This is a genomic window from Burkholderia sp. KJ006, assembly GCF_000262695.1.
Lineage (GTDB): Bacteria > Pseudomonadota > Gammaproteobacteria > Burkholderiales > Burkholderiaceae > Burkholderia > Burkholderia vietnamiensis.
Genome location: NC_017920.1, coordinates 1,618,060 through 1,635,346, shown reverse-complemented (window position 1 = coordinate 1,635,346; position 17,287 = coordinate 1,618,060). Strand labels below are relative to the sequence as shown.

Genomic DNA, 17,287 nt, shown 5'->3' with positions numbered 1-17,287 from the left:
CGTCAGATCTGCTGCGCGAGCCGCTGGTGCGTCTCGTGCATGATGCGGGTGTGTTCAGCCTTGTCGCCGCCGCTGATCTCGATCTCGCCGAGGCGCCCGGAGTTTTCCACCACCATGCGGCAGCGCTCCCAGCGCCGCGCCTGGAAAGCCTGCAACGCCGCCTGCACCGTCGCGCCGCGTCCCAGCTCCTCGGCCAGCACGATGCCGTCTTCTATGCCGATGCCCGCGCCCGCGGCCATATGCGGCGTGGTGGCGTGCACGGCGTCGCCCACCAGCGCCACGCGCGCGCTGAACCAGGGCTGCGGCAGCAGCAGGCTTTCCAGCGGACGATAGATGCAGTGCGACTGCGGTCCCACCTGCGCGCGAATGGATTGCACCAGCGGCGCGCCGAACGGCGCCAGCAGATCCGCGAGCATGCGCGGCCAGTGCGCGGGATCGACGCGCTCGTTCGTCGGCCGGTCTTCCGTGACGAAGACGTACATTTCTTCCTGCGAAACAGGATTGACGCCGACCTTCACCTTCTGCCCCAACCACATCGTGGCGCAGGCGATCTCCGCCGGCCGCGGCACGACCGCACGCCACACGCCCTGACCGGTGTAGCGCGGCTTGGGCGCATCCGGGAACACGGCATCGCGCACTTTCGAGTACAGGCCGTCGGCGCCCACCACGAGATCGTAGCGGCCGTGCGTGCCGTCCGTGAACGTCACGTCCACGCCGTCGTCGCGCTGCGCGATCTGCGAGAACGTGCAGCCGAGCCGCACGTGCACGCCGGCCGCACGCGTCGCATCCGCCAGAATTCCGGCCAGCGCGGGGCGCATGATGGCTCCGCCGCCGGGCACGTCGTCGCCCGCTACGCGCGGCGTCGGCAACGTGCCGATCGGATGGCCCGCGGCGGTGAAGAGGTTCACGCCGTCGCCGCCGTGGCCGTGTTCGAAGAAGGCGTCGAGCACGCCCACGGTGCGCAGGGCGCGCAGCGTCGGGCCGCCGATGCTGATGCCCGCGCCATACGAACGCCAGCCCGTGTCGATTTCCACGAGATCGACGCTCAGGCCGAGCTTCGCGCACTGGATCGCGGTCGTCATGCCGGCGAACCCTCCGCCGATGACGAGGATGCGCTGAAGGGAGGATGTCATAGGGGTGTCTCCTGGTGCTTTATGTGATCGATCGTGTGTCGTGCCGGACCAGCACGACGTAGCCGTCTTCCGTCACTTCGATGGGAACCGCGATCAGCCGCTGGCCGAGGCACGGCCCGAGCAGGCACACGCCGCTCGCCATGTCGAACTGCGCGCCGTGCGCGTGACAGACGATGCGCGTGGCGTCGCCGTTCAGATAGGCGTCCTTGCGCCAGGCCATCGGCGTGTCGCCGAAATGCGGGCAGGCGTCGCGCCAGGCATGAAGCTGCTCGCCGCGCCGCACGACGAAGAGCGTGTCGCGCCCCGCTCCGTCGGGATCGAAGCCGCGCGCGCCGGGATCGGGCAGATCCGCGACGCTTGCCAGGCGTACTCGAAGCAATGGCTCGGACATGGTCGTGCGCGGTCAGTCCGCCTTGACGCCGGCCGGCGGCGCCGCGCCCGGCGCCCAGTTCTCGCGATGCTGGAACAGGAACAGCTGCGATGTGTCCGCGCCCAGCGCGGCTTCGCGTGCGGTCCAGTCCGTATCGTGCAGGTCCATGTCGGCGTCGTACTCCACGTGGCAGCCGAACGGGCTGTTGAAGTACCAGAACCAGTTGGAGCCGAAGCGGTGACGCCCCGGCCCCCAGAACGACTGGTAGCCCTTCGCGACGAACCGCGTGCCTGCCTGAAGCACCTCGCTCGGACCGCCCATATGGAACGTGAAGTGTTCGCAGCCCTTCATGAACGGTGGCGTCTCGATCATGAACAGCGTGTGATGGTCGAGCGTGCCGGCCGGCTGCAGGAACGGGCCGACGCCCGTGAAGCGGTCCGTGCAGCGAAAGCCGAGCCGCTCCACGTAGAACGCCTCGGCGCGCGCGGCGTCCGGCACGAAGTAGACGACGTGCGAAAGCGTGCGCGGCGTGAGCGCGGCATCGTCTCGTGCGCCGACCACGTTCGGTGCGCGTTGCGCTGGCGCGCCGGGCGCGTTCACCGGCTCGGCGGGCAGCGAAAGCGGCCGGCGCTTCGTGATCTGAAAGCCGATGGCAAAGCCCATGTCGTCCACCGATTCGATCGACCCGTCGGCGAGCGTGCGCACTTCGCGGTCGCGATGCAGTTCGCCGGCAATCGCATCGAGCGCCGCGGCGTCGGCCACGCCGTAGACGGTCTTGCGCAGCATGCTCGCCGTGCCGAGCGAAGGTGCGAGGCGCGCGTCGTCGCGATGCGCGATTTCGATGCCCGTGCCGTCGAGCGCTTCGAAGCGCCCGCCGGTGTCGTCGCGGCGCACCGGCACCAGGCCATAGTCGATCAGATACTGGCCGCACGCGGCGACGTCGTCCACGCCGAAGGCCAGCGTATCGAGTCCGATGATGTTCATAAGATTGCGTTCCAAGAAAAGGTGGATCAGCGTGCGGTGCGTCCGCCGAGGGTTTCGGCGACCCAGTCGGCGATGAAGTGCCCCGCGTTGATGGAGTTGTCGAAGCTCGAGTGCTGCACGCCGCCTTCGCGTTCGGTGAAAATCTTCAGTTCGCGCTTCGGGCTGTTCACGAGCTGCTCGTAGGTGCGATGCGCCCAGGCCACGGGAATCTGCGAGTCCTTCGAGCCGTGCGTGACGAGGAACGGCACCTTGATGCGCTCGACCACGCCGTCGAGATGCACGTCTTCCGCGATGCGCATGAAGTCGTCGATGTCTTTGGCGCCCCAGACCCAGCAGACGTGCTTCCAGTAATGCGGCACCGGGAAGTTGCCCTCGCGCTGCAGGCGCTTTTTCTGCACGTCGCGCCAGTCGTGATTCGCGCCCCATACGACGCCGCACGCGAAACGCGGCTCGAAGGCGACCGCGCGCGGACAGTAGTAGCCGCCGAGCGAGACGCCCTCCATGCCGATCCGCTTTGCGTCCACGTCGTCGCGCGTTTCGAGCCAGTCCACGATACGGCTCGCCCAGACCTCGGTGTTGTAGACCGCGTGCATGCCATGCAGCCGCAGCGCTTCGCCGGTGCCGGGCTGATCGACGATCAGCGACGACACGCCGCGCTGTGCGAGCCATGCCGGCAAGCCGACGAAGTACTTCATTTCCTTGGTCGAATCGAGCCCGTTCACCTGCACGAGCAGCGGGCTGCGCGCGCCGCCGGTCTGCTGCGCCTTCACGAGCAGGCCGGACAAGTGCTCATCGCCGTAGGGAATGGTCACGCGCTCGCAGTTTTCGCCGGTCAGCGCGATGGCCCGGTCGAACGTATCGAGCGAACGGCGGTATAGATCGATGCGCCCGGGCGCATCGTGCGCAAGCATGCGTTCGGCCGTGATGAGATACATGGCGGCACGCCGGTGTTTCTCGCCCGCGGAGAGCAGCCGTCCTTGCGCTTCATCTTCGCCTGCGAGGTCGCACAGGCGGTCGGCCGTCTTGACCCAGGCTTCGCGAAACGCACGGGTGCCTTCCGCATCGGGCTGGCGCGACGCCTCCATTAGCGGCGCGCACATGTCCTCGATTTCGCCCATGCGCGCGCCCATTTCAATGGCGAGATCGACGGACAGGTTCCAGACGTAGTTGGTAGGAAAGTAGCGAAACATACTGATTGCCTTCGTTGAAATGACGTATTGCTTGCGATGCGCGCGTAAGCGCTAGCCCTTGCGCCCGAAGCCGGGCCACAGCGGAATGGCGATGTTCAGCCACACGTTGTTGCTCTTCGATGTATTCGCGGCATACACGCCCTGCTGATAGTTGAGGTTGATGTTCCAGCTTCTCGCGTCGTAGACGAGCGACGGGCCGATGCCGAAGGTCCGCATGCGATTGCCCACGTTCGCGCCGTTGGCCTTGTCGTCGCTGAACTGGTTCAGATACTCGCCCACCACGCCGAGCTTCCAGGGGCCGAAGTTCCAGCCGGCCTCGAACTCGCCGACATAGCCATTGCCCGAGCGATAGTTCGTCGTGCCGTTCTTCGCGTTGAGCAGCAGGCGGTTGGCGATGCCGACGTCGAGGCCGTTGGGCGCGTTGTAGCGAATCGAGAACACCGGCTGCACCGACGTGTAGCCCACCGCGACGCTCGCCTTCACGGGGCTGTAGGAACCGTTCTCGAACGCGACGTCGATGCCCGACGCGATCGCAAGGTTCTGCGACAGGCGCCATTGCAGCAACACGGGTGTCAGCGTGATGTTGGCAAGGCCGTTCTGCGTGCCCGACTGCCCCGCTACGCTCGTATGCAGCGACACCACCGGAATGACGAGCTGCGTATAGACGTTCGCGCCCAGCAGATGAAACGGATAGGCCAGCAGCAGACGCGTCGTCTCGGAGAACACCGACGAATGAAACGGGATGGGCAGCTTCTTGCCGTCGTTGCCATAGAGGCCGTTCGAAAAGCTGTAGTTGAACTGCTGCAGCGCGAACAGGCCCGGAATCGGCGGAAGATTGGCGAAATTCGTGCCCACCGCGCCCGCGGGATACGGCGAAACCCCGCCTTCGAATGCCTGTGCCGGGTTCATCGAAACGGCTACCGATACTGCGCAGCCGATGGCCATTGCGGCCGATTTTTTCAACATGCTGTCTCCTCAACCTGGACGGCGTTCGTGCCGCGCGGCGTCTCTTTAGTAGTGGAAAGCGTGGCGTGCGCGGCGCACGCACGAGTCGTACGTGCACGCTGAAAGTGCGCTGACGCTGGCCTCCCGACGCGATGCATGCGTGATCGCAGCGGGATGTGACATAGGTTAAGATAGGCCGACGTATTGCAGAAATGGATTCAATCCATACGCGCTATCGATGGTGTGAATACACTCAGGTGTAACCCTGTATGCCGCGCTCACACCGCGACAAGAATGAGAAGCACGGAGACGCCCCGCATGCGGTTCAACAAGCTCGACCTCAATCTGCTCGTCGCGCTCGACGCGCTCTTGAGCGAACAGAACATCAGCCGCGCCGCCGAGAAAATCCACCTGAGCCAGTCAGCGACGAGCAACGCGCTTGCGCGGCTACGCGAATACTTCGACGACGAACTGCTCGTGCAGGTTGGTCGCAAGATGGAGCCCACGCCGCGTGCCGAGGCTCTGAAGGACGCCGTGCGAGACATCCTCGTCCGTGTGGATGCCACGGTGACGGCCCAGCCCGAATTCGTGCCCGCGCAGGCGTGTCGCCTGTTCCGGCTGTTCGTGTCCGACTACACGATGACGACGCTGATTCCGCACCTGTTCAGGCTCGCCTACGCGCAGGCGCCCGGCATCGGTTTCGATCTGCGCCCGCAGGTCGCCTATCCGCACCGGGTGCTGGAGCGCGGCGAAGCGGACCTGCTCATCATCCCCAAGGAATATTGCTCGACCGAGCATCCGGCCGAGGTGCTGCTGGAGGAAACGTTCTGCTGCGTTTTATGGGCGCACAGTCCGCTCGCAAAGGGCGAGCTGACCAAAGAGCGCTACATGGGCGCCGGGCACATCGTCGTGCAGGTCGGCGAAGGGCAGACCGCGCTCGAAGCCTGGTTCATGCAGCGGCTCGGCGTCGTGAGGCGCGTGGAGGCGAGCACGTACAGTTTCCTCTCGCCCGCGCATCTGCTCGTCGGCACGAATCGGATTGCCACGATGCACCGGCGGCTCGCCGAAGCGGCTGCGCGCGACCTGCCGCTCGTGTTGCGCGACGTGCCGCTCACCGTGCCCACGATGGAGCAGTCCGTTCAATGGCACAAGCATCGCACGTCGGACCAGGGCCTCATGTGGCTGCGCGCGCTGCTGAAAGAGGCCGTCGCGGCGATGGACCGCGCACGTCTTGGCGACGGCTAGATCGTCGCTGCGGGCTCGGTCGTGTTCGTGCGGGTGTTGGTCGCGGGTAGTCAGCAGCATGGCCGCGGGGGCGCTCGATATGCCGCAGTGGATGGCGAGCCGCAACATCACGCAACTCGAACCGCGACGCGCCGACTGCTCGTTTCGCCGAACCGAATGCAGTGTGGGTTTGGCGGGCTCGGAACGATGCCCACCGAAAGGTTAGCGGCGCACTGCCGGCAGTGCGCCACTCGATACGTCGAGCGCTTCGATCTTCGCGTCAGCCGGGAAGGCTGCGCTCGACACTAGCATCGTCAGTTAGCCCGGCCCACGACGTACCGATCGCAAACTCGAGCCGTGGTGCCCGGCGCAACCGCTGACGCCCGCATTGACGACACCGCCCGACCACAGGGCGGCGCGATGATTGACATGCGCGACGCCGCCCAACGCCGGCAAGCGTCGCCGACCCAACTCAAATCGCCACTTCAGGCGGCGCCTGCCGAAACAGCCGCGTAATCCAGCACAGATACACGAGCCCGAGCCCGAACCACACGAGGCCCAGCACGATTGCGGTTTTCTCGAGGCTCGCCAGCAGCCAGAGGTCGGCCACCGCGCCGATCGCCGGGAACACGAGCCCGCCGAACACGCCGATCCGGCGCTCGCCATGACGGCCCGACAGGTACAGGCGAATCACGCACAGATTGACGGCCGTGAATGCAAGGAACGCGCCGAAGTTGATGAACGACGTCGAGGTGGCGACATCGAGCTTCAACGCGATCAGCCCGACGATGCCGGCCAGCGCGATATTCACGGCCGGCGTCTTGAACCGCGGATGAATGACCCCGAAGATGCGCTTCGGCAGGATCTCGTCGCGGCCCATTGCATACAGCAACCGGCCGACGCTCGCTTGCGCCGAGATGCCGGACGCGAACTGCGCGAGGATCAGCCCGGCGAGGAACACCGTCACGAACAGATCGCCGCCGATCATCTTCGCCACTTCGAAGGCCGCCGAATCCGTGTCCTTGAATTCCACGCCCGGATGCGCGAGCTGCATCGCATATGCCGCGATCACGAAGATTGCGCCGCCGATCAGCGCAATCAGCAGGATCGCGCGCGGCATGTTGCGTTTCGGATCGATCGTTTCTTCGGTGAGCGTCGACACCGCATCGAAGCCGAGATACGAATACGCGGCGATCGCCGCGCCGGCCATCGTTGCGCCGAACGGTACGTGCGGCTTGAAGAACGGCTCCGCCATCGCGATGCCGCCCGCGCCCGCCGCTGCCGACGCATAGTGCCAGCACAGCACGACGAACATCGCGACGATCGCGAGCTGCACGACCATCAGCACGATGTTGAAGCGCGCGGCCAGCTCGATGCCGACGATGTTCAGGCCGCTCGTCAACACGATGAACGCGACGATCCAGATCCAGGTCGGCACGTGTGGAAATGCCGCATTCAGGTACGCGGCGCCGATCAGCCAGATCACCATCGGCAGGAAGAAGTAATCGAGCAGCGTTGCCCATCCGATCATGAAGCCGAGATGCGGATTGAACGTCTTGCGCGTGTACGTATAGGCCGAGCCGGCGGTCGGATAGAGCCGCGCGAGCTTGCCGTAGCTGAGCGCGGTGAACGCGATCGCGACCAGCGCCAGCAGATAGGCGAGCGCGGCCGTGTCGCCGCTGGCCTTGGCCAGCACGCCGTACGTGCCGTACACGATCAACGGCGCCATATAGGCGAGCCCGAACAGCAGCACGGACGGCAGGCCGAGCGTGCGCTTCAGCTGCAGCGGTTCATGGGTTGACGAGGCTTGCATGTTATCTCCCGGGCCTTCGCGGCCAATACGAATCTGTCTGCCGTCCGGCCGGCAACGCAATGGAACGAGCGCGCATGGGCCGGGCGTCGCGCCCTGCCCCATGCGATGAATGAACTGCGGCTTTCGGTGCTTTCGGTTACTCGCCGCGCCGGCGCGGCGGCTCGATGGTGCGCGTGCGTTGTCCGTCGACCTGTTCGATGCGTGTCAGGCCGAGCGCCACGCGCGCGTCGTGCAGATAGTTGTAGTGCTCGCGGCTCGCTTCGAGGCGCGTCGGATCGATGCGCGCCTGCACGATCGCTTCGTCGCGGCCGAGCTCCAGCACGGTGTCGCCGAACGGATCGACGAGCGCGGAAAGGCCGGCGAACGTGAGGTCGTCGTCGCCGCTGCCGCAGCGGTTCACCATCAGCGCGAACATCTGGTTCTCCATCGCGCGCGCGACGATCGCGCGGCGATGCACGGGGCCGAACGGGTCCATGTTGCCGTTCGTCACGATCAGCAGATCGGCGTCGAGCGTGCCGATCGCGCGTGCCGTTTCCGGAAACTCGATGTCGTAGCAGATCAGCAGCCCCACGGTCAGCCCGTTCCACACGCAGGTCGCGAAGCGCTCGCCCGGTGTGAACACGCCGACGTCGGACGCCCACAGGTGCGTCTTGCGATAGTGCAGCACGATGTCGCCGTGCTCGTCGACGAGCACCGTCGTGTTGTAGAAGCGCTCGCCGTCACGCTCGGCAAGGCCGACCGCGACCGCAACGCCCTTGCGCCGCGCCGCGTCGCGCACCGCCGACAACGCGGGGCCGTCGAGCGTCTGAGCGACGTCGGCGACGTTCTCGCGCGTCGGGAAACCCGACAGCGTCGTTTCGGGGAACACGATCAGCCGGGTGCCCGCCGCCGTATCGGCGCGCTCGATCGTGTCGAGCACCTTGCGCGTGTTGTGCGCGACGTCGGCGTCGACGAGCGTCAATTGCGCGAGTTCTACCTGCATCAAACCTTCTCCTTCCAATTGGCTTTCGTTGGCGCGTCTGGTGCGCCGCACGGGCCGCATGCGCTGCGGCACAACGAACCGGAAGCGATTATCGGGGTATTATTTTTGACCTCAAATTCCCCGCCAGGGTTACCCCCACCGGAGCACACGATGGACTTCGAATGGCGAGATCTCGCCTTTCATCGGGAGATCGGCTCGGCCATCGAGGCGCTCGATGGCCCGCATTTCTGGGCGCGCCTCACGCGTGTCCTTGAGCGGCACGTCGCTTTCGACAACTGGGTCGCGCTGCTGTTCGCGCGCGATGCGGCGCCGCTGGTGCTCGCCGAACAGGCGCTGCCCGACGGCAAGATCGACCTGATGTTCCAGGACTATCTCGCCGCGCTCTATCAGCTCGATCCGTTCTATCTGGCCGCCTTCGAAACGCATGCGTCGGGCTTCTACACGCTCGCCGACGTCGCGCCTGACAACTTCCGTACGACCGAGTACTACCAGCGCTACTTCAAGAAGAACATCGTGGGCGACGAAGTGCATTTCAACGTCGTGATCGATCGCGACCACACGCTGGGATTCTCGCTCGGCAAGACGAGCAGGTACGACGAGCGCGAGACCGCGCTGCTGACGCTGTACACGCCGTGGGTGCTGTCGCTGATGCAGCAGCGCGTGCGCTTCGAAACGTTCGTCGCGACCGCCGCGCCTCGGGCGGCACCGCACGCGGCGCCCGATCCGCATGCGCGCTTCGGGATGCTCACCGGAAAAAACGGGCGCGGCGCGCTGACCACGCGCGAGATCGAAGTCGCGATGCTGTCGTTGAGTGGATTTTCGTCGCGTGCAATCGCGGAGAAGCTGTCGATTTCGTTCGAGACCGTGCGGGCGCACAAGAAGCATATCTACGCGAAGCTCGGCGTCGGATCGCAATCCGAGCTGTTCGCGACGTTCTACGACCGCGAGCGCACGGGCGAGCGCGGTTGAGGTTCGTGGTGGCGCGATGTTGCGTGCGCTTTCCTTCTCCGGCGGCCGGTTCGATGCTGGCCGTCGCGCGGCTCGTCGATGGAATCGGTGCATGCGCCGAAGTGTTGCCATGACCGCGCCGCCGCCCTTCTCCGCCCTTCGACGCAAGACTGTTCGTCCACGGTGGGTGTTCGAACGCCGGCTCGACGCGCCTAGAGTGGCGTCCATCGATTCATCGGATCCATCGATCCGGTCGGCGCTGAAGTCGAGAACCCATCACCGGTCGATACGCTCACACGCTACTGCCGTCGCCGCGAACGCGCCGATTGCCGCTACGCTGCCGGCTGACCGGCAGCAGCGAGCATTGCACCGGATGCGCAACTTCGGTCGCGACGCCGCCTGCGGCGAACAACAGGATCATCAGCCAGCGCTTCATGCGTCCTCCACGACGGAAAGGCTCGCGCCGTTGGCGACGGTCGCGGGCAGCGCATACGGATCGACGCCGTCGAGGCAACCGAGATTGACGCGCCAGCATGCCGGATCCCGGCGCGTTTGATGGAACGGATAGACGCCGCAACGGCTGCAGAAATAATGGCGCGCCGTGTGCGTGTTGAAGCGGTAGAGCGTCAGCACGTCCTCGCCTTCGACGATCTTCAGGTCGGCCGCGGCGAACATCGGGCTCATCAGCGCGCCGCGGCGGCGGCACAGGCTGCAGTTGCAGCGAGCGGCCGGCTCGAGCGCGGTCCGCACCGCGAATTTCACCGCGCCGCAATGGCACGATCCGTTGAACCACGTGACACTCATGTCGCACTCCTCGTTCGATCACGTGTGCGTTATAGCGTGCGGCGGCCGACGCGTTGTATCTCACTGTATCCGCGCGGCGCGCCGATACATGACGTTGCAATTCGGCGCCCGGTGCGGGTGCCCCATGGCACGCGCCGCGCCGAGCGGCCGGTGTGATCAGTCCAGCGCGTGCTGCAACCGTGCGACGGCGTCGCGCGTCTCGCGCTCGAGCACCGCGACGAGTTCCGCCGCCGGCAACGGCCGGATCAGCGGCGCGGCCTGCCCGGCCCACTGCGCGCCGTAGCCGAATTCGCCGTTGGCCTTCGCGGCCGCATGCAGCGCCTTGCCCGCGTCGTACGCGATCGGATAGGCAGGCGTCGGCGGTGCGTGCGGATCGTCGCCGAGGGCGGTCAGCCGGTTCGCGATGCCGCGCGCGACGCGCCCCGAAATCGCCGTCGTGAAGGTCGTGCGGCGCGCCGCGTCGCCGACGATCGCGCGGCGATAGCCGTCGTCGATCGACGTCTCCGGACACGCGACGAACGCGGTGCCGAGCTGGGCGGCCTGCGCGCCGAGCGCGAGCACCGCGGCGATGCCTTCGCCGTCCATGATGCCGCCCGCCGCGATCACCGGCACCGCGCATTCGCGCACGAGCAGGCGCGTGAGCGCGAACGTGCCGAGCCCGTCATCGCGTTCGGTCGAGTCGAATACGCCGCGGTGCCCGCCGGCCTCGATGCCCTGCGCGACGATCGCGTCGATGCCGGCCGCGGCGATCTGCGCGGCTTCGTCGGGATGGGTCGCGGTGGCGAACAGCGTGATGCCCGCGCGCTTGAGCACGGCGATGGCTTCATCGGACGGCAAGCCGAAATGAAAGCTGACGACGGCCGGCTTTTCGTCGAGCAGCATCTCGAGCATCGCATCGTCGGCGACGAAGCTCGTGTAGATTTCGGCGAGCGATGCGGGCGGCGCCGCGCGCTGCTCGCGGAACGCCGGCGCGAGCCAGTCGAGCCACGCGCGTTCGACGGCGGCATCGGCGCGGGCCGGCTGGTGGCAGAACAGGTTGACGTTGAACGGCCGCTCGGTGAGCGCGCGCGTGTCGCGGATCATCTTGCGCGCGCCTTCGGCGTTCGTCGCGCCGACGCCGAGCGAGCCGAGCCCGCCCGCATTCGACACGGCGGCCGCCAGCGCCGGCGTGCCGACGCCGGCCATCGGCGCCTGGATGATCGGGATACGCACGCCGAGCGTGCGCAACAGCGTCCGGTTGTCGGTCGGTCGAATCATGTCCTTGTCTCCTGCGATGTCCGGGATCGGAGTGCTGCGGCGGGGTCGCGCTCGGCCGGATCGTCCGCGTGGTCCGGTGCGGCAGCGCGGTGCTCCTGTGCGCCTCGAGAAACGGTCGCGCGGCTATCCGCATCCGCGGCCGGCGAACGTCGGAGGCGACGGCCCGCGCCGGCGTGACGACGAACGCTTTCATCGCATCGATGCGGTCCATGTGGGCCGAGGCGGTGGGTGATGGATGCGTGATGGGCGGCGCCGTGCGTGCGATAGCCAGCGGGCAGTCTACCGCACGCGCGGCGCGGCCTGTGCGGTCGCGCCGCTTCGTGAAATACTGCGGCGACGCGTCTTTCCGGAACGCCGCAATGACCGAACGATCCGCCATGCCGTGCTCCTGTCGCCGCGTCGCGCATCGCGCGCTGACGTGCGTCGCGCTGTGGCTGATCGCCGGTCCTGCCGCCGCTGCGTCGGGCGGCGACGCGCCCCGCACGCCAGCCGTGCCGGCCGAGCGAGCGCCGCTGCATATTTTGTTCGTCGGCGACAGCCTCACGCACGGCCGCTACGAACCGGTGCGTTCGTACGGTGCAATGGACGCGGGCGGCCGGGAAGTCGGCGGCACCGCGCGCGTCGTCGACGAGAACTTCGGGCAGACCGGCGCGCGAGCGGAACGCGAGCGCGGTCCGTGGGGCGGCATTCCGGGCATCTTCGCGCGCTTTGCCGCCGAAGCCGGGCTCGACTACGACGTTCACCTCGAGGCGATGTCTGCGACGAGTCTCGCGAAGCACGACCGTGTCGCATCGGACGTGATCGACCGCCCGACCTGGGACGCGGTCGTGCTGCAGGAGCTGAGCGCGAAGCCGTTGCCGTTTGCGCTCACGCACGCGGCCGCGAGCGATCCGGCCGGGTTCTGCGCGAGCGTCGCGCAGCTCGCGCGCGGCATCCGGGCGGTCGCGCCGCACGCGCGCGTCTATCTATATGAAACCTGGCCGCGTGCCGAGCTCGCGCGAGCGCTAGCCGGCGAGCCGGGCAGCGCTGGTTTTCATGGGCGCTACCTCGCCCGGCTGACCGAGCTCGTCGCCGCATATCGCGACGCATTCGCGCGTGCGCGCCGGAGCGACCCGGCAATCGTCGCGGTTGCGCCGGTCGGCCGCGCATGGCAGCGTGCCTGGGCCACCGGCGTCGCCGATCCCGACCCGTATGCGCGCTCCGGCGCGCCGCTGCTGTGGTACGGAATCTGCGCGGACAACGACCCGCCGATCTCGCGGCCCGACTATCTGCATCCGGGCGTGACCGGCGCCTATCTGAGCGCGCTCGTGCTGTTCCAGCAGATCGCCGGCGTCGATGTGCGCACGCTCGGCGCGCGCGAGCAAGCGGCTGCGCAGCTCGGCATTACACCGCAGCTCGCGCAACGGCTACAGGCAGTGGCGTCGGATACGGTGCGGCAGGCACGGGCCGAAGCCGCTGCCGGTGCATCGGCGGCGGCCGTCGACGACGATTCGTGCGCGTCGCAATGACGACGGCCCCGCTCGATGGCTCGATGCGGGGCCGTTGTTCACGTTGTTCAGGGTGTCGCCGCGCCCGGTGGTTCGGGCGGCGTGCTGCCGAATCGCCGGGGGAAATCTGAGCGACGGCCCGGGCCGCGATGGCGGGCGACCGCTCGATTTTCCGCGATCTACCCCATAACTTCGATCAGTAAGCCGACATCTCGGCGCAAGGATCGTACTTCGACGGCGAGCAGACGACCGAATACTTCGCGCTTTCGCGCATCAGCGCTTCGCCTTCGTGCAGTGCGATCTTGATTTCAGGATGACGCTCGTACGCGAGGAATGCCGAGCAGACGACTGCGGACAGCACGACGAGCGAGAACACGAATTTTTCGAGGGAATGGAAACGTTCGGGCATGGTTCGACCTTTCTTCTGGCCGCCGATTATATCTCGAATTAAGGGTTTTCCCTATATCCAGACCCGAATACGGATGATGGGTGCGACGAAGGGACGCGTGCCCGTTGCGCCCTTCGTCCCGTCATTGCGCGGTCGCCGCGCTCGCGGAACTCCCCGGCCACGCCTTGCCGATCCGGTCGATCAGCGACTTGGCGGCGCCCGTCGCGATCGCCGCGTCGACGCCCGAGGTTTGCCACGAACCGTCGGCGGCCTGCACGAACGTCAGGTTCGCGCGCGACGGCGCGTAATCGGTATTGCGCCACGTGACCACGACGTCGCAGGCGTACGTGCGTTCGCCGGCCTTTCTGCAGTCGCCGTCGGGCTTCGCCGAGATCACGTCGGCCGACATCGGCAGCGGCTGGCCGAACAGCGCATTGAGGCCGCCGTGGTTTTCCGCTTCGAGCGCGCGGCGCACCGCGGCGTCGACGTCGGCGGCGCTCGGGCCATCGCGGAGCAGGTGGCAGGCGGCCAGCAGCGTGGCGCCGCAGCCGAGCATCAGGAGCGTGGGAAACTTCATCGGGGTCCGTGAGTCGAGGTCCGTCGGGGGCATGCGGCGCCGCGCGTGAGCGCATCGCCGAGCCGGTACGCCGCGTAGTCTGCAACGTCCGCGCATCGGGCACGGTGTCGATTTGTAACCAATTGCGCCGGTCGGGATGCCGACTGGCGTCGACGACAACGGCGGTCGCGCCCGGCGTTGGCACGACGGCCGCGATGGTCGGCCTGCGGCACAACTTCTGACTCGGGGCCCGGGCGCACGAACGCGCGCGCCGCGGGCACGGTCTGCACGGATCGCGGCGATCGGCTACAGTGGGCCTCTTTTCGGCGCGCCCCGCCCGCCTCTCGATGCGTTCGTCGCGTCCATGTCGCCGCGGCAAGGATGCGCGGCGGCCGGCCGGAGCGCGATTCTCAACGTTGACGAGCGAAACGCCATGCCCGATCTGTCCGCCTTCCCGATCACGAAAAAATGGCCGGCCCGGCACCCGGACCGCCTCCAGCTGTACTCGCTGCCCACGCCGAACGGCGTCAAGGTGTCGATCATGCTCGAGGAAACCGACCTGCCGTACGAGCCGCATCTCGTGCGCTTCGACACGAACGACCAGTTGTCGCCCGAGTTCCTGTCGCTGAACCCGAACAACAAGATTCCGGCGATCATCGATCCGAACGGCCCCGACGGCCGGCCGCTGGCGCTGTTCGAGTCCGGCGCGATCCTGCTCTATCTCGCCGACAAGACCGGCCAGCTGATCCCGAAGGACGCAGCGGGCCGCTACGAGACGATCCAGTGGGTGATGTTCCAGATGGGCGGCATCGGGCCGATGTTCGGCCAGGTCGGCTTCTTCCACAAATTCGCCGGCCGCGACTACGACGACAAGCGTCCGCGCGACCGTTACGTCGCCGAGTCCAAGCGCCTGCTCGGCGTACTCGACGCGCATCTCGCGAACCGCACGTGGATGATGGGCGATACGTACACGATCGCCGACATCGCGATCTTCCCGTGGGTGCGGAACCTGGTCGGTTTCTACGAGGCGGGCGACCTGGTCGGCTTCGGCGAATTCCGCCACGTCGCGCGCGCGCTCGACGCATTCGTCGCGCGGCCGGCCGTCGCGCGCGGGCTCAATATCCCGGCACGCGACTGACGCGCGGCACGGGCCGGCGCCGGCGGGAACCGCTGGCTGCCGGCTATTGCGCCTGCTGCCGCGTGCGGCGGGTGTTTGCGTGGCGGTTCGTGCATGGGTCGCGGTCGGTCATACACCTGCATACCTGCGCATCCGAGCACCTGCCGCCGCGTCGTATTCGGCCCCCGCTTTCCGACCGCTATTGCCCGTCGGACCCCGAATTTCCCTCCCCGAGTCCCGCCAGCAGCTTTTCCAGCAACGCCGCCAGCTGCGCCTGCTCCGCGTCCGACAACGCGGCGAGCATCGCGCGCTGGTTGTCGACGTGCGCGCCCACCGCTTCGTCGATCAGCGCACGGCCGGCGTCGGTCAGCGCGACGAGCGTGCCGCGGCCGTCGGCCGGATTCGGCCGGCGTTCGACCCAGCCGGCCTTCTGCAGGCGATCGATGCGCGCGGTCATGCCGCCCGACGACATCATCAGCGCGTCGTACAGCGCCGTCGGCGTCAGCGCGAACGGCGCGCCGCTGCGGCGCAGCGTCGCCAGCACGTCGAATTCGCCCGGCTGAAGGCCGTAGCGTGCAAACAGCGGATTCAGCCCGTCGCGCGCGATCACGAGCGCGGCTTCCTGCAGCCGCCCCATCACCAGCATCGACGTTGCATCCAGATCCGGACGCTCGGCGCGCCATTGCGCGAGCGCATGCGCGGCTCGATCCATTAACCCTCCTCGGCTCGGCAGTTATCTTGACGTCGAGATAAATTGCCATTTATCTTGATGTCGAGACACTTTACCTGAAAACGCACCGCGCGCCGACGCCTGCGCAGTGCACCACGCTCGAGGGCCGTTCGATGAATCGTTTCACTTCCCCCGGATGGCGGCTGGCCGCCATCGTCCTGGTCGGGCTGAACCTGCGCCCGGCGCTGGCCGCGATCGGCCCGCTGCTCGACATGATCCAGCGGGCGACCGGCATCGCCGACGGCGCGGCGAGCCTGTTGACCACGATCCCGATCCTGCTGATGGGCGCGGGCGCGCTCGGCGCGCGGCCGTTGCAGCGTGCCGTGGGCTGCGCGGCCGGCGTGTGGCTCGGCGTCGTGCTGATCGCGCTCGCATGCGCGTCGCGCATCGGCGCGCAGCACGCGTGGCTGCTGCTGGCGAGCGCGGGCTGCGCGGGGCTCGGCATCGCGATGGTGCAGGCCTTGCTGCCCGCGTTCGTGAAGACGCATTTCCCGACCCGGATCGGCGGCGCGATGGGCATCTATTCGACGTCGATCATGGGAGGCGCGGTGCTGGCGAGCGTGGTGGCGCCGCTCGCCGCCGCGCGCTGGGATTGGCCGATGGCGCTCGCGGGCTGGGCGCTGCCGGCCGCGGTTGCCGCGCTCGTTTGGCCGCTCGCCAGCCGTGGCGGCGACGTTCGCGGCGCCGCCACGGGTTTGCCGCACGCCGCGCAGCTGCAGCCGTCGCGCTCGCCGCGCGCGTGGCGGCTCGCGCTGTTCTTCGGGATCGCGACGGGCGCGTATACGCTCGTGCTCGCGTGGCTGCCGCCGTACTACATGCGGCTCGGCTGGTCGCCGACGGCGGCCGGCAGTCTGCTCGGCGGCGTGACGCTTGCGGAAGTCGTCGCGGGGCTCGCGGTGTCGGCGACGATCGATCGGCTGCCCGATCGGCGTCCGGCGCTGTACGCGGCGATCGCGGCGCTGCTCGCGGGGCTGCTCGTGATGCTCGCCGCGCCGCTCACGCTGGCGCTGCCGGCCGCGCTGCTGCTCGGCGCGGGCATCGGCGCGCTGTTTCCGCTGTCGCTGATCGTGACCGTCGACCATGCGCCGACGCCGGCCGACGCGGCAGCGCTGACCGGCTTCGTGCAGGGGATCGGCTATCTGATTGCCGCGCTGTTTCCGTTCGCGGCCGGCGTCGTGCGCGAGCATCTGGCCGATCTGTCGCCCGCGTGGGTCGCGATGGCGTGCCTTTGCGTCGTGCTGTTCGCGCTCGCGGCCGGTTTTGCGCCGCAGGTCGCGCGGCGCGTCGCGCGTGCGTGATGCGCGTCAGGCGCTCGCTTGCCGCGCCGTTCCTGCACCGCGGCGGCGCCACTGTGATGCA

18 protein-coding genes are annotated in these 17,287 nt (G+C 67.7%); 5 read left to right on the top strand and 13 right to left on the bottom strand.

Annotated elements, in window-relative coordinates; genetic code table 11:
- Positions 1-2 precede the first annotated feature (2 nt).
- From MYA_RS07345 to MYA_RS07325, 5 genes are read right to left on the bottom strand one after another with little or no spacing between them, the layout of a single operon-like run.
- Entirely contained in the window at positions 3-1,133 is a 1,131-nt protein-coding gene (locus MYA_RS07345) for an FAD-dependent oxidoreductase (RefSeq protein ID WP_014723054.1), read from the bottom strand.
- A 19-nt stretch (positions 1,134-1,152) separates the two neighbouring features.
- A complete protein-coding gene (locus MYA_RS07340) occupies positions 1,153-1,524 on the bottom strand; it encodes a Rieske (2Fe-2S) protein (protein WP_014723053.1) in 372 nt (123 codons plus the stop codon).
- 12 nt (positions 1,525-1,536) lie between these two features.
- Positions 1,537-2,487 (bottom strand): VOC family protein, encoded by a 951-nt coding sequence (locus MYA_RS07335; protein WP_014723052.1) that lies wholly within the window; start codon positions 2,485-2,487, stop codon positions 1,537-1,539.
- Between the two features lie 26 nt (positions 2,488-2,513).
- Positions 2,514-3,677, bottom strand: a complete 1,164-nt coding sequence (locus tag MYA_RS07330; RefSeq protein WP_014723051.1) for an alpha/beta hydrolase family protein — start codon at positions 3,675-3,677, stop codon at positions 2,514-2,516.
- Positions 3,678-3,728: 51 nt separating this feature from the next.
- The gene (locus MYA_RS07325; RefSeq protein ID WP_011884882.1) at positions 3,729-4,643 is read right to left on the bottom strand and encodes a SphA family protein; all 915 of its coding nucleotides are present in this window, start codon (positions 4,641-4,643) and stop codon (positions 3,729-3,731) included.
- Positions 4,644-4,940: 297 nt separating this feature from the next.
- Between MYA_RS07325 and MYA_RS07320 the strand changes: the two genes are divergently transcribed.
- A complete protein-coding gene (locus MYA_RS07320) occupies positions 4,941-5,867 on the top strand; it encodes a LysR family transcriptional regulator (RefSeq protein WP_014723050.1) in 927 nt (308 codons plus the stop codon).
- Positions 5,868-6,318: 451 nt separating this feature from the next.
- Here the strand turns inward: MYA_RS07320 and MYA_RS07315 are convergent, their stop codons facing one another.
- Positions 6,319-7,659: an APC family permease gene (locus MYA_RS07315; RefSeq protein ID WP_011884877.1), complete on the bottom strand. Its 1,341-nt coding sequence runs from the start codon at positions 7,657-7,659 to the stop codon at positions 6,319-6,321.
- 136 nt (positions 7,660-7,795) lie between these two features.
- Positions 7,796-8,641, bottom strand: a complete 846-nt coding sequence (locus MYA_RS07310) for a carbon-nitrogen hydrolase family protein (protein ID WP_014723049.1) — start codon at positions 8,639-8,641, stop codon at positions 7,796-7,798.
- A gap of 150 nt (positions 8,642-8,791) precedes the next feature.
- Between MYA_RS07310 and MYA_RS07305 the strand changes: the two genes are divergently transcribed.
- Positions 8,792-9,610, top strand: coding sequence for a response regulator transcription factor (locus MYA_RS07305; RefSeq protein ID WP_011884874.1), 819 nt, complete (start codon positions 8,792-8,794; stop codon positions 9,608-9,610).
- Positions 9,611-9,881: 271 nt separating this feature from the next.
- On the opposite strand, the gene MYA_RS31915 is transcribed toward MYA_RS07305, so the two are convergent.
- The 3 genes from MYA_RS31915 to MYA_RS07295 all read right to left on the bottom strand — a co-directional run bounded on the left by MYA_RS31915 (position 9,882) and on the right by MYA_RS07295 (position 11,650).
- The gene (locus MYA_RS31915; protein WP_014723047.1) at positions 9,882-10,025 is read right to left on the bottom strand and encodes a hypothetical protein; all 144 of its coding nucleotides are present in this window, start codon (positions 10,023-10,025) and stop codon (positions 9,882-9,884) included.
- Entirely contained in the window at positions 10,022-10,393 is a 372-nt protein-coding gene (locus tag MYA_RS07300; RefSeq protein WP_014723046.1) for a GFA family protein, read from the bottom strand. The genes MYA_RS31915 and MYA_RS07300 overlap by 4 nt, the downstream gene beginning before the upstream one ends.
- A 156-nt stretch (positions 10,394-10,549) precedes the next feature.
- Positions 10,550-11,650, bottom strand: a complete 1,101-nt coding sequence (locus tag MYA_RS07295; protein WP_014723045.1) for an NAD(P)H-dependent flavin oxidoreductase — start codon at positions 11,648-11,650, stop codon at positions 10,550-10,552.
- Positions 11,651-12,009: 359 nt separating this feature from the next.
- On the opposite strand from MYA_RS07295, the gene MYA_RS07290 reads away from it, so the two are divergent.
- Positions 12,010-13,158 (top strand): hypothetical protein, encoded by a 1,149-nt coding sequence (locus MYA_RS07290; RefSeq protein WP_041493832.1) that lies wholly within the window; start codon positions 12,010-12,012, stop codon positions 13,156-13,158.
- 175 nt (positions 13,159-13,333) lie between these two features.
- On the opposite strand, the gene MYA_RS07285 is transcribed toward MYA_RS07290, so the two are convergent.
- Positions 13,334-13,546 (bottom strand): hypothetical protein, encoded by a 213-nt coding sequence (locus MYA_RS07285; RefSeq protein WP_011884867.1) that lies wholly within the window; start codon positions 13,544-13,546, stop codon positions 13,334-13,336.
- Between the two features lie 121 nt (positions 13,547-13,667).
- Positions 13,668-14,102 (bottom strand): hypothetical protein, encoded by a 435-nt coding sequence (locus tag MYA_RS07280; RefSeq protein ID WP_014723041.1) that lies wholly within the window; start codon positions 14,100-14,102, stop codon positions 13,668-13,670.
- Between the two features lie 412 nt (positions 14,103-14,514).
- On the opposite strand from MYA_RS07280, the gene MYA_RS07275 reads away from it, so the two are divergent.
- Positions 14,515-15,219, top strand: coding sequence for a glutathione S-transferase N-terminal domain-containing protein (locus tag MYA_RS07275; protein WP_014723040.1), 705 nt, complete (start codon positions 14,515-14,517; stop codon positions 15,217-15,219).
- Positions 15,220-15,397: 178 nt separating this feature from the next.
- Here MYA_RS07275 and MYA_RS07270 read toward each other — a convergent pair whose 3' ends face one another.
- Positions 15,398-15,910, bottom strand: coding sequence for a MarR family winged helix-turn-helix transcriptional regulator (locus tag MYA_RS07270; protein WP_011884863.1), 513 nt, complete (start codon positions 15,908-15,910; stop codon positions 15,398-15,400).
- A 131-nt stretch (positions 15,911-16,041) separates the two neighbouring features.
- Between MYA_RS07270 and MYA_RS07265 the strand changes: the two genes are divergently transcribed.
- A complete protein-coding gene (locus MYA_RS07265; RefSeq protein WP_014723039.1) occupies positions 16,042-17,226 on the top strand; it encodes an MFS transporter in 1,185 nt (394 codons plus the stop codon).
- Positions 17,227-17,287: the final 61 nt, after the last annotated feature.